The sequence below is a fragment of the Flavobacterium flavipigmentatum genome (assembly GCF_020911905.1).
Lineage (GTDB): Bacteria > Bacteroidota > Bacteroidia > Flavobacteriales > Flavobacteriaceae > Flavobacterium > Flavobacterium flavipigmentatum.
In genome coordinates this window covers 1112034-1124308 of sequence record NZ_CP087133.1, presented here as the reverse complement: position 1 = coordinate 1124308, position 12275 = coordinate 1112034, and the positions used below count along the sequence as shown (strand labels likewise).

Below are 12275 nucleotides of genomic sequence, written 5' to 3'. Positions count from 1 at the left end.
GTTTTATTTTACGTTGAAAATTTGTTCTAAAATTTTAATAGTAATCAAATATGTCGGTTTTACACCTGTTGTTCCTAAACCTCCCGAAGCCAGCGTACTTCCTGTTTCTAAAGGGTTATCTGATGCATAATACGCATAACGCACCTTGACATCATTTGGTACACTTTTTCTGATTTTCGATGCCGATTGAATGGCTTTTTGGTAATAAGATCCTTCCATCTCAAGACCGATTACACCCCAAGTCGATTCGTGAAAGAATTTTAATAAATCACGATTTTGAAGCGATGTCCCCAAAACGGTAACCATAGCGCCCTCAAAAACCGCAATATCATTTCCTTTAAACATATCGCCTGTTAATTCATTTTCGAAAAAATAATTATCTGCCGTTCCTTCGTTGATATGTGCTGTCGGAATCATGATGTCGCCTTTTCCTCCCTCCAGAATTCCGGCTTTACCCATAATTGAGACCGATTTTACTTTAAGCAACGTGTCTTTTTTATAAGGCTTCAAAAGTTCGTCTATAGTTTCGTATGCCTGCTCGCCAAACGCATAATCCATTACAATAATAACTGGTTTTTCTTCGTCTAGTTTTACTTTCGCGAAAGCGGTTTTTGACCAATCTATTTTGGCCGTATCAAAAATCTGAACATCAATATTAGTTCCTGAACTATCTGGAAGTGAAATCATTCCGTTTTTCAAAGCCAATTCTTCTACGATGTTTCGGGTTTCTTTAGCCCCAGATTTACTTAATTCTTCATAAATAAAGAAATCGGACTTGTCTTTAAATTTAGTTTTCAACAACGGCGTTGCAAAAATAGAGTTCATCACACTGTGCATGTTGGCGCTTATCACGTGAATTGGTCGGTTTAGAAGATCGTTTGCCTTCAAAACTTCCTTGATGTTGGTTGCCCAGATTTCTCCGTGAATGTGATGTCCGAGACGTTCCCTTAAAACTGGACTAAAAGTTATAGTGCGTTTGTTGTTTTCGATTACTTCTTCAATGGCTAATTTTCCTAACCAATAAATAATGTGCAAAAAGCGATCTGGTGCATTTTCTGAACCAAAAGCATCATAAATATCCAAAATCTCTTCAAAAGTTCGCCCCAAAATATTGGCTACGTGCGAGATGGCCTTTTCTTTTTCGATCTGAGGTAGCTTTTTAGTCTGCATCACAGCCTGCTGCAGTTTCATCCAATCACGCGAAACTTCGCCTGCATCATCCAGCAAAACTCTGTTTCTAATTTTATGAGATTCGATAAAAATAAAGGTCAAATGGGTCAAAATGTCGTAAATATCTGAACGACCACGTGTAATTTCAACATTCATTTGCTCCTCATCAATTCGATAACAATTTCTTTTCCGTTTTGGAGGCACAATGGCTTGAAAATGCGATTTAGAGTAGCCTTCATCAGAAGTTAAATTAATAAATCGACACTCTTCAATACCTATCGGAAGACGTTCTATAACGTACAAAAGTCCGTTAAGTTCTACTTTTTCATCGGCAATATTGCCATAAATTTCTGGTCGCAACGCCAATAATGATTCGCGTAAACTATCGCCCGAAACTCCCATTGGTTTATAAAAACCACGGTTGAACAAATGGCGCATTGTAATGTACATTTTTTCTATCGCAGCAGACGATTCCTGCGCTCTTGATCTTGATATATGTTTGGTTTCTTTCATGCTTTTATTTTAAAAATCTTCTGTTACGGAAGATTATTTTAGTATTTTTTAAACGAAATTAGGAATTAAAAATGTTAATTCCTCTGAAATCATATTAACTGCTTGTAATTATTTCAAATTCCTTCTTAGAATTTTAAAGCGTTTGAGCGCTTCATTTTTGCCCGTCACTTCAACATAATTTATGATTGGCTTAAGCTGCAGAATTACATGTTTTTCCTTTCTATTTCAAATTATCTGCAATATCCCGATTATTCGACAATCTCGGAATTTTATTTTGTCCGCCCAATTTTCCTTGTGATTTCATGTATTCCTGAAATCCATTTTTAGCAACTTTAGTCACAACCACTTTTCGCAACACATTTCCGGTTATCAAATCGTCATAATAAATATTTTGTTCTCTCATGGCGTTGTCTATCGCTTCCGCGAAAACTTCGATATCTTGTGGTTCTTTTTCAAATTCTACCAGCCATTCGTGATACGGTAATCCGCTTGACGGATTAATTTGCGGCGCAACTGTAAATTCGTTTATCACAATTTCTGTTCCTGTTGTGGCTTGCTTCATGGCATTTTCTACTTCGTTGGCAATCACATGCTCGCCAAAAGCCGAAATAAAATGTTTGATGCGTCCCGAAACGATTACCCGGTGCGGGGCCAACGAAGTAAACTGAACGGTATCGCCAATATTATAACCCCAAAGTCCTGCATTTGTAGAAATAATCAAAGCATAATTAACGCCAAGTTCAACTTCGCCAATGGTATAACGCTTTGGTTTTTCGGTAAAAAATTCGTCTGCTTTTATAAATTCATAAAATATACCTGAATTGAGCAGCAGCAACATTCCTTTTTCTTTTTGTGTATCCTGATAAGCAAAAAATCCTTCAGATGCCGGAAACAACTCGATGCTATCTACTTTTCGACCAATCATGGCTTCAAATTTGGCTCTGTAAGGCTCATAATTTACGCCTCCGTAAATAAACAAATTAAAGTTTTTGAAAATCTCGCCAATCTTTTTGCCACCGCTTTTTTCCTGCAAACGCTCAAAATACATCTGTACCCAACTCGGAATTCCGGAAATAATCGTCATGTCCTGATCAATCGTTTCCTCAACAATTGCATTGACTTTGGTTTCCCAATCTTCTATACAATTGGTTTCTAAAGACGGCATTCTATTTTTTTGCAAATATTTGGGCACAAAATGCGCAGCAATGCCGGATAATCTGCCAAATTTAATTCCGTATTTCTCTGTTAAAATAGGGCTTCCTTGCAAAAAAATCATCTTTCCATCCACAAAATCTGCGTTGCCCGTTTCGTAAATATAATGCAAAATCGCATTTCGGGAAGCTTCTATATGATACGGCATAGATTCTTTGGTAAGCGGAATATATTTTGCGCCAGAAGTCGTTCCAGAAGTCTTGGCAAAATACAACGGTTTGCCTTTCCAGAGGATGTTCTGCTCCCCCATTCTCACTTTATCAATATAACCTTTTAGACCCTCATAATCACGAACAGGAACATTTTTTACAAAATCATCGATTGTTTTTATGGTATCAAAATGATGATCAACACCAAATTCTGTGTCTTTTGCATTTTGGATCAGGCTCTTAAAAACGGCCAGCTGAGTGGTAACAGGCTTATTGGCCCAAGCCTTGGTTTGATGATATATTTTACGTGCAAATAATTTTGCCGCTACTGCTTTAATAGACATTTTTTGTAGAATTATTTTTTGTCACTTTTCTTCTTGTTTTTAACTTTTTCGTTCGAATTTTTATCGATTTCATTGACTTCTTCTCTCAATTTAATTTCTTCTTCAGAAGCACTCATGTCAAGATCTGAAGGTTCATCAGATTCTGATAAAATAGAATCTTTATTAAATTTTGCATATTCCAGCTCGCCTCTCAAAACTTTCTGAATTCCTTTGATGTATGCTTCATTTTTTTTCAGAGCATTGGCCAACGAGTCAGATTTTATGGCCAGTTGGGTTGCATTTTTCTTCAATTCTGTCGAAGAATAACCCGGTATCAATTCACGTAAAGGTGTAAAAGCGATGATATAAGTAGTGATTAAAATCAAAAATATTCCTCCTAAAGAGAAAACCACAAAAACATTCATCAAATTAAGTTTGAAAGAAAAAGTCTCTTCAAAAGTCTCTTCATTCAAAATAACCAATCGTTTTTTTGTAAATAATTTTTTCTTAAAATTAGATTTCTTTTCTCTCATTTTACTTGTTTATACACGGCAAATATAATAATTAATCGCCTTGTTGATGCTTAACAAATTTGCAGGAATAGACTTAAATTAATATTTTAAAGAATATTTAACGTTGAAAAAACCAAATATTTTGACTTAAAATCATTTCTCGTTAATTAATTCTATATACCTTTGCGCTACATTTATACAAAATCGCTTCGGCATTAATTATACAATCATGGGAAGAATAGGTCTTACAGAAATCCTCATAATAGTAGGTGTTGTTTTATTACTTTTTGGAGGTAAAAAAATTCCAGAATTAATGAAAGGACTTGGTAGCGGTATTAAAGAATTTAAAAACGCTGCAAAAGACGATGGTCAGCCTGTTGCTAAAAAAGAAGACGAAGAATCTAAATAAGAAACTACCACTTATTAAAATCCCAAACAAAGTTTTTTGTTTGGGATTTTTTTGTTTATGTAAAAAATCTTACTTTTAGAGTCCCTAAATTTATATAAACATGAAAAACCTATTACTCATTGGGACAATGCTTCTTTGTCTCCAAAGTTATTCGCAGACACAGCCGTTTCCTGCAAATATCACCTTTCAGAATGGTATAATGGCTTCGTCTAAAAACAGTCAGGATGCCGTAAACAATTATACGATCTGGAAAACCAATTTTGTAGAATCGTGCTCAAATGGCCGATACAGAATAAAATTTGATGACCCCAACCAAACCGTTTCTGAAGGAATTGGTTACGGAATGCTTCTGAGCGTTTATGCAGCCGACAAAACGCTTTTTGATGGTCTTTGGTTGTATTATAAAGACAATGTCAATTCTAATGCGGTGATGAACTGGAAAATCAATGGGTGCTCTGGAACTATTGGTCAAAATGGTGCAACAGATGCTGAACTAGATGCTGCTTTTGCACTTATTGTCGCAGATTTTCAATGGGCTAGTGCTGGTACCATCAATTATAAAAATGATGCCAAATCTTTAATTGCAGCTATAAAAGCCCATGAAGTAGAAGCCAACACTTACGTACTAAAGCCGGGAGATCAATTCGGCGGAAGCCAAATTACCAATCCTTCCTATTTTTCGCCGGCTTATTACAGAGCTTTTGGAAATTTTACAAATGATAGTGCTTTTTGGAATGCCGTTGCTGCCAAATCATATACCGTTATCAACAATAATTTAGCTCAAAATAGTGCTATTGGTGGTTTAGTTTCTGACTGGTGTATGGAGTCTGGAGCCTATTCTTCGCAGGCTAGTGGGTACAACAAAGCCGGAAAAAGCTACAGCTATGATGCGGCCAGAACTCCGTGGCGTATCGCAGTAGATTATGTTTGGTACGGAAATGCCGATGCAAAAACCTATTCTAAAAAATCATCTGATTTTGTACGTGTTAATTTGGGTGGTTCTGCCAATATCAAGGACGGTTACAATCAAGACGGATCCCTTAGCGGCCAATATCATAATGCTACTTTTGTTGGTGCTTTTGCCTGCGCGGCTATGGGTGGCGAAAACCAAACACACCTTACTACTTCATATAATGATTTGAATAGTTTAGGAGAACCGACCAGTTATTTTAATCAAACGCTAAAAACGATGTATCTGTTTTTATTAACGGGTAATTTTTACTTGCCTCAAAATGCCACTTTATCTACAGGTGATTTCGAATTAGAAAAATCTGCGGTTACTTTGTATCCAAATCCGAGTACTACTGAATTTACTGTTTCTGCTCCGCAAGAATCGATGATTTCGGTGATTTCATCTCAGGGAAGCCTTGTTTTACAACAAAAAGCAACTTCCGAAAGGACCACAATCAATTTGGCCAATCAGTCAGCCGGAGTGTATTTTATAAAAATATCCCATGATAATAAAAGCATTACCAAAAAGGTTATTTTGAAGTAAATTTTTAAAAACTAAAAACTCCCAAATTACGATCGGAACTTGGGAGTTTTTTTATAATTATTCCAACCTGGAATTTGGATTTTTTTTATTGGAATTTGATTTTACAAAACCATCGTCAACTGGATTCTCTTTCTATCTTCATCAACTTCTGTAACCTTAACATCAACATGCTGATGCAGTTTTACCACTTCATTTACATCACTCACAAAACCAGCTTTCAATTGCGAGATGTGTACTAAACCGATTTCTTAGATTCCAATGTCAACAAAACAGCCAAAATTGGTGATGTTGTTCTGATTTCATGGTTTAAATTGTTAACTGTTTTTTTAATTAGACTTCATTTTTTTAGAAAAAATGATATAATATCAAATATATATTTAACTTTGTTAAAAATATATTTAACTTTGTTAAAATGAAACTACCAGTTAATTGCCCAAGTTGCGATAATGCTTTACGAGTAAGCATGATGAAATGCGATCAGTGTCAAACCGAAGTAAGTGGTACTTATGATTTGCCACTGTATTTAAAATTAAGTAGAGAAGATCAAGATTTTATTCTAGAATTTTTTCTTTCAAGTGGAAGTATCAAAGAAATGGCTAAACAAGCTGGAAACTCTTATCCTACTATGCGGAATAAAATGGATGACCTCATTGAAAAAATTAAAAAATTAAAATCATAACCATGAATTGGAAATTTCTATTTAATCCGTTTTCAAAATTTTCAGAGAAACAATTGTTTATTACTGGTGTTTTGTATTTCATTATCAACTTTTTCACTTGCTTTTTTACAAAAATCCAAATGGATAGCCTCTTTCATTTTACTGAAAATGAAAACCTAAGCCTAACCTCTGCCTTTTTGTTGGTTACTATTAGTAATGTTTCTGCCATCATTTTTCTTTTTTTATTGGCGCTTATAATTAATAAAAAAACACGATTTATTGATATTACAAATACCATTTTAATTTCGCAAGCACCTAACTTTCTTATCTTACTATGTATAAAAATTACTAGCATGAATAGTTTGGCTAAAAATCTAAAAACAAATGCCGAAGCAGCGAATACTTTAAAAATAAATCCCCTAGAGTTATTACCATTGGTCTTTTGCATGTTGATACTACTAGCCATTATTATTTACGGTTTTGTTTTGATTTATAACGGTTTTAAAACAGCTACTAACTTTAAAAAATGGCAGCACATTGCCTTATTTGTAGTAGTATTATTCTTTTTTATACTTTTTCATCAGGTTTATATTCAAAATTTGAATCTTTGATATAACCTCTAAAATCAAAATTCTATTCTTATTAACATACCTTTCAAATTTAAATCATTTGTAAAAGGCTAACAATCTATTGTCTAAAATAAAAAATTGAAAACCATGAAAACAAAAATTTTAACCCTAATGCTATTAAGCATTCAATTTATTTTCGCTCAAGAAATAACAGGCTCTTGGCAAGGCGAATTAGACGTTCAAGGAATGAAACTTCCATTGATTATTCATATCAAAAAAGATGGTAATAAACTCGTTTCAAATCTAGAAAGTCCAAAACAAGGTGCTACTAATATTCCAATTTCTACGATAAGCTTTATTGAAAATCAACTCTTATTTGATGCTACTTCTTTAGGTCTTAGCTATTCAGGAAAATATAATAATGAAACAATTGATGGTATTTTTAAACAAGGTGGCATGGAAATGCCTTTGATTTTTACAAAACTAAAGGATGGTGAAACTACAAATAAAATCAAAAGGCCTCAGACCCCTAAAGCACCTTTTAATTATCTTACCGAAGAGATAAGTTTTGTAAACCCAACAGATAAAAATACGTTGGCAGGAACAATCTCTGAACCGAAAAATTTTGATAAAAAAAGACCCATTTTAGTCATGATAACAGGTTCTGGTAGGCAAAATCGTGATGAAGAGCTTTTTGGACACAAACCTTTTGCTGTTATTGCTGATGATTTTGCCAAAAAGGGAATTGCAACTCTTAGAATGGATGACCGTGGGGTAGGTGGCTCCTCACAAGGTAGCAAAAGTGAAACGACCTATAATTATGCTACCGATATTAGTGCTGCTGTAGACTTCTTGATAAAAAAAGGCTATCAAAACATTGGATTAATAGGACATAGCGAAGGTGGAATGATTGCTCCAATAGTGGCATCATTGAATAAAAAGGTATCTTTTATGGTTTTAATGGCTGGTCCAGGAACACCTATCGATGAATTGTTAGCTAAACAAATTTTTTTATCATCAAAATTAATGGGTATGAAGGAAGAAAATTTGCAAAAAGAACTACAATCAAACCAAAAAACATTTGCCTTTATAAAAAATTACGCTGGAAATGATTACGAAAAAGATTTAAAAAATTTTCTAACCAAAGAAGGCGAAGAAATAAACGAAGACAATATGAAACAGTTGAAAAATACTTGGTTTAGATACTTTATAAGTTTTAATCCAGATAAGTATGTATCACAAATAAAAATACCTGTGCTAGCAATCAATGGAAGTTTAGATTTTCAAGTTCCCGCAAAAGATAACTTAGCCGCAATTGAAAAATCATTAAAAAAAGCCAAAAATAAAAATTTTGAAACTTATGAATTCGAAGGAATGAATCACCTGTTTCAAGAATGTAAAACTGGTGCACTCGCTGAATATGCCGAAATAGAACAAACTATCTCTCCTAAAGTGCTTGATAAAATGAGTACTTGGATTCTAGATAAATAGAATAAAAAGCCCCGATTTTTTTTAGGGGCTTTTGTCTTTTATAGTACCATCGTCAACTGGATTCTCTTTCTATCCTCATCAACTTCTGTCACTTTTACATCAACATGTTGGTGAAGCTTAACAACTTCGTTTACATCGCTTACAAAGCCGGCTTTTAGTTGAGAAATGTGAACCAATCCGCTTTCCTTGATTCCGATATCAACAAAACAACCAAAATTGGTAATGTTATTTACTATTCCAGGTAAAATCATTCCGGTTCTCAAGTCTTTGATAGATTTTACATTCGCATCAAATTCAAATACTTTGGCCGACTTTCTAGGGTCTAATCCGGGTTTTTCAAGCTCTTTGATGATATCCTTCAAGGTTAATAACCCAATTTCAGGAGTAATATAGTTTTCGGCCTTAATTAGGGCTGTTTTTTGTTTGTTGGCAATTAAATCGTTTACCGAAAGTTTCAAATCTTTTGCCATTTTCTCTACTACGGGATAAGCCTCTGGATGTACTGCAGAATTATCCAAAGGATTTTTAGCATTCGAAATCCTGATAAAAGCGGCGCCTTGCTGATAGGCTTTCTCGCCTAAGCGAGGCACTTTTTTGAGCTGTTTTCGGTCTTCAAAAGGTCCATTTTCCGAGCGGTATTGCACGATGTTTTCGGCCAACTTCTCTCCTATTCCACTCACGTAACTCAACAAATGTTTACTCGCTGTATTAATATTGATCCCAACCGAGTTCACGCAGCGAATTACCGTCGCATCCAGTTCTTCTTTTAGTTTGGTTTGATCAACGTCGTGTTGGTACTGTCCTACGCCGATGGCTTTCGGGTCAATTTTTACCAATTCGGCCAAAGGATCTGAGAGCCTTCTTCCGATAGAAACCGAACCACGAACCGTAACATCATAATTAGGAAATTCTTCTCGCGCAATTTTTGAAGCAGAATACACAGAAGCTCCAGCCTCAGAAACTATAAAAACTTGTAGCGGTTTGTCAAACGCGATTTTTTTTATGAAAAATTCGGTTTCGCGAGAAGCAGTACCGTTTCCGATCGAAATGGCATCAATCTGATAGGCATTGACCATCGAGCGGATTTTTTTTATCGCCATAGCTTCTTCATTTTGAGGTGCGTGCGGATAAATGGTTTCGTTGTACAATAAATCGCCTTTTTCGTCCAGACAAACTACTTTACACCCGCTTCTAAATCCTGGATCGATTGCCAAAATACGTTTTTCGCCCAAAGGCGGCGCCAATAACAACTGACCCAAATTATTGGCAAATACCTGAATAGAATTGGCATCCGCTTTTGCTTTAGCTTCCTGCAAAGTTTCGTTTCCAATTGCTGGATTTAGCAATCTTTTGTAACTATCTTCAATTGCTAACTGTAAATGCGCCGTGGTACTGTTTTGTTTTTTAATGATAATTTCGTCAATTATATCGTATGCTTCATCGATATCAACATCTACTTTCAACTTTACAAAACCTTCATTTTCGGCGCGAAGCATGGCCAGTAATCTGTGCGAAGGTGCTTTTGTCAAAGGCTCTTCCCAATCAAAATATTGACTGAATTTTTGTGCTCCTTCTTCTTCTGCTTTCTTTTTTACAACTTTGGTTCCAATTGTTGCTTTACGCTGAAATAATCTACGCAATTGTTTACGAACATAAATATTTTCGTTAATCCATTCTGCAACAATGTCACGCGCACCTTGCATTGCAGCTTCTTCATTAATTACATTTTCATTTAAATATTGGGTCGAAATAAAATCGATATCCACATCATTTTCCGACATGATTATTTTTGCCAAAGGCTCTAAACCAAATTCACGAGCTACATCGGCTTTGGTTTTTTTCTTCTTTTTATAAGGAAGGTAAAAATCTTCAATTTCTTGTAAATCAAAACTTTGATCGATTTTTTGTTTCAATTCTGGAGTAAGTGATTTTTGCTCTTCTATAGATTTTAAAACTGCTTCTTTTCGTTTTACAATTGCTTCGTATTCTTTTTGCAGTTTAGCAATTTGCTCAATCTGAACCTCATCAAGATTTCCTGTCGTATCTTTTCGATAACGTGAAATAAACGGAATCGTACAATCTTCTTCTAATAATTGTACCGTTTTTTGAATGTTAATTGCGGCTGTTTGAACAGTCTTGGCAATGAATTGAATGTTTGTCATTTGATGAATGAAATAATTTCTTATTTATAAAAAATATATAATTTACTTGTTAAAATGAAAAGGTAAATTGATCAATAATTCCGCTAAAATAATATCTTTGTTTGTAATTTTAAGCTAATGAATATTTTATTACTATATTTTTTTATTGTAAATAGTTTCATCTTTATAATAGCTGGTTACGATAAATATCAAGCCAGAAAAAATAAACGCAGAATTCCAGAAAACACCCTGTTTTTATTTGAAGCAATTGGCGGAACACTCGGTTTATTATTAGCAATGCTGTTTTTTAGACATAAAACGAGTAAAACTTCATTTATTGTAAAATTCACTCTTATTTTATTAATCCAGCTCCTATTGATTTATCTAAAATTAAACGATAAATTTTAAACAAATACATTGTTAATAATTCCATAACTATCTATTTATAAAATACTTAAATAAATAGTTTTAATGAATTTAAATAAACACACCGGATGAATTTAAAAATTCGCCCGGTGTGTTTATTATTTTGGTGCGAAGCACCCGTTTTTTTTTTTGCCTTCTTACTGGCAAGCGATTTTATTCACTCTACTTTGATGTCTTCCTCCTTCAAATGCAGTACTTAAGAAAGTTTCAACAATTTCAACCGCTTGGGGAATAGAGGTAAAACGAGCTGGAATGCTCAGAATATTGGCATCATTATGTAAACGTGTTAAATACGCAATTTCTTTAGTCCAGCACAAACCAGCTCTAACTTTAGGATGTTTGTTAACCGTCATAGCAATTCCGTTTCCGCTTCCGCAGATTACAATTCCAAAATCAGCTTTTCCTTCCGAAACATCATTGGCAACAGGATGTCCAAAATCCGGATAATCAACTGAATCCTCAGAATCTGTACCATAATTGGTTACTTCATATCCTTTTGCTTTAAGCATCGCCACAATGGCTTTTTTATAATCTGGTCCTGCGTGGTCGTTTCCTATCGAAATTTTCATTTTTATACTATTAAGTTGTGTGTTGCAAATTTACTGAATTAATAAACGGCTGCCACGAATTACACTAATTTTCACCAATTTTTTTCTTTTTCAATTTTAAATACCATTATTAATAGTCAAAAATAAAATTCGAATGTACTAGTGTAATTCGTGACAAAAAAAAACTTTACTTAATACTAATTTTTGAGAAAGATTTGTACATATTAAAACATTTCAACTTTATTAACTTTGCATAAAAACTTTGTTTTCTCGCAACAAAACAAGGCTGAATTACAACTAGCTTTATATCAAAACCTTATAGGTTATCAACAATCTTAATATCTCTATAAGAATCTGATAATCAATTAGAAATAAATATTTTTTTTGTTAAAATTTTAGATTGTTAATACCAAAACCTAATTCGTTGATATTCAGTTAACTTTAAATTAACATTATTTGTTGATAAGTTGAGATAGAAAATTAGAAGTTTTTTTTGGTGGTATGGAAAAAAAACCTAATCCAAAACTGGAATTAAAAATCCTAATAAAGTTTAATGAATTTTTAGAAAAGTTATCAATATCAAAAATGCAATTTTCAACAAAATTCAGGTTATCAAGTTATCTACAAAATGAATCAATTTTTGGTTGTTAACCGTTGTT

Annotated in this window: 11 protein-coding genes and 1 pseudogene; 6 read left to right on the top strand and 6 right to left on the bottom strand. The window is 33.9% G+C overall.

Translation table 11 applies throughout. The annotated features are described in order from the left end of the window. Nucleotides 1-3 precede the first annotated feature (3 nt). The 3 genes from LNP22_RS05235 to LNP22_RS05225 form a co-directional block, all read right to left on the bottom strand. Entirely contained in the window at nt 4-1683 is a 1680-nt protein-coding gene (locus LNP22_RS05235; RefSeq protein ID WP_229975646.1) for a DUF6909 family protein, read from the bottom strand. Between the two features lie 220 nt (nt 1684-1903). Next, a complete protein-coding gene (locus LNP22_RS05230) occupies nt 1904-3388 on the bottom strand; it encodes a GH3 auxin-responsive promoter family protein (RefSeq protein WP_229975645.1) in 1485 nt (494 codons plus the stop codon). Between the two features lie 11 nt (nt 3389-3399). Then, on the bottom strand, nt 3400-3900 hold the full coding sequence (locus LNP22_RS05225) for a peptidase (RefSeq protein WP_229975644.1): 501 nt from the start codon (nt 3898-3900) through the stop codon (nt 3400-3402). A gap of 208 nt (nt 3901-4108) precedes the next feature. On the opposite strand from LNP22_RS05225, the gene LNP22_RS05220 reads away from it, so the two are divergent. Both LNP22_RS05220 and LNP22_RS05215 read left to right on the top strand, forming a co-directional pair. Next, on the top strand, nt 4109-4288 hold the full coding sequence (locus LNP22_RS05220; RefSeq protein WP_229975643.1) for a Sec-independent protein translocase subunit TatA/TatB: 180 nt from the start codon (nt 4109-4111) through the stop codon (nt 4286-4288). 100 nt (nt 4289-4388) lie between these two features. Next, nucleotides 4389-5783, top strand: a complete 1395-nt coding sequence (locus tag LNP22_RS05215) for a glycosyl hydrolase family 8 (RefSeq protein WP_229975642.1) — start codon at nt 4389-4391, stop codon at nt 5781-5783. A gap of 101 nt (nt 5784-5884) precedes the next feature. Here the strand turns inward: LNP22_RS05215 and LNP22_RS05210 are convergent. Further along, nucleotides 5885-6076: pseudogene (locus LNP22_RS05210) on the bottom strand (S1 RNA-binding domain-containing protein); the annotation flags it as partial. Nucleotides 6077-6195: 119 nt separating this feature from the next. On the opposite strand from LNP22_RS05210, the gene LNP22_RS05205 reads away from it, so the two are divergent. From LNP22_RS05205 to LNP22_RS05195, 3 genes are all read left to right on the top strand, one after another. After that, the gene (locus LNP22_RS05205) at nt 6196-6462 is read left to right on the top strand and encodes a DUF2089 family protein (protein WP_210667442.1); all 267 of its coding nucleotides are present in this window, start codon (nt 6196-6198) and stop codon (nt 6460-6462) included. 2 nt (nt 6463-6464) lie between these two features. After that, nucleotides 6465-7052 (top strand): YIP1 family protein, encoded by a 588-nt coding sequence (locus LNP22_RS05200; RefSeq protein ID WP_229975641.1) that lies wholly within the window; start codon nt 6465-6467, stop codon nt 7050-7052. 105 nt (nt 7053-7157) lie between these two features. Then, a complete protein-coding gene (locus tag LNP22_RS05195; RefSeq protein WP_229975640.1) occupies nt 7158-8501 on the top strand; it encodes an alpha/beta hydrolase family protein in 1344 nt (447 codons plus the stop codon). Nucleotides 8502-8539: 38 nt separating this feature from the next. On the opposite strand, the gene LNP22_RS05190 is transcribed toward LNP22_RS05195, so the two are convergent. Further along, nucleotides 8540-10663, bottom strand: coding sequence for a Tex family protein (locus LNP22_RS05190; protein ID WP_229975639.1), 2124 nt, complete (start codon nt 10661-10663; stop codon nt 8540-8542). Nucleotides 10664-10780: 117 nt separating this feature from the next. Here LNP22_RS05190 and LNP22_RS05185 point away from each other — a divergent pair, with 117 nt between their 5' ends. Next, the gene (locus tag LNP22_RS05185; RefSeq protein WP_229975638.1) at nt 10781-11050 is read left to right on the top strand and encodes a DUF1294 domain-containing protein; all 270 of its coding nucleotides are present in this window, start codon (nt 10781-10783) and stop codon (nt 11048-11050) included. A gap of 155 nt (nt 11051-11205) precedes the next feature. Here LNP22_RS05185 and rpiB read toward each other — a convergent pair whose 3' ends face one another. Then, on the bottom strand, nt 11206-11637 hold the full coding sequence (gene rpiB / locus LNP22_RS05180; protein ID WP_229975637.1) for a ribose 5-phosphate isomerase B: 432 nt from the start codon (nt 11635-11637) through the stop codon (nt 11206-11208). Nucleotides 11638-12275: the final 638 nt, after the last annotated feature.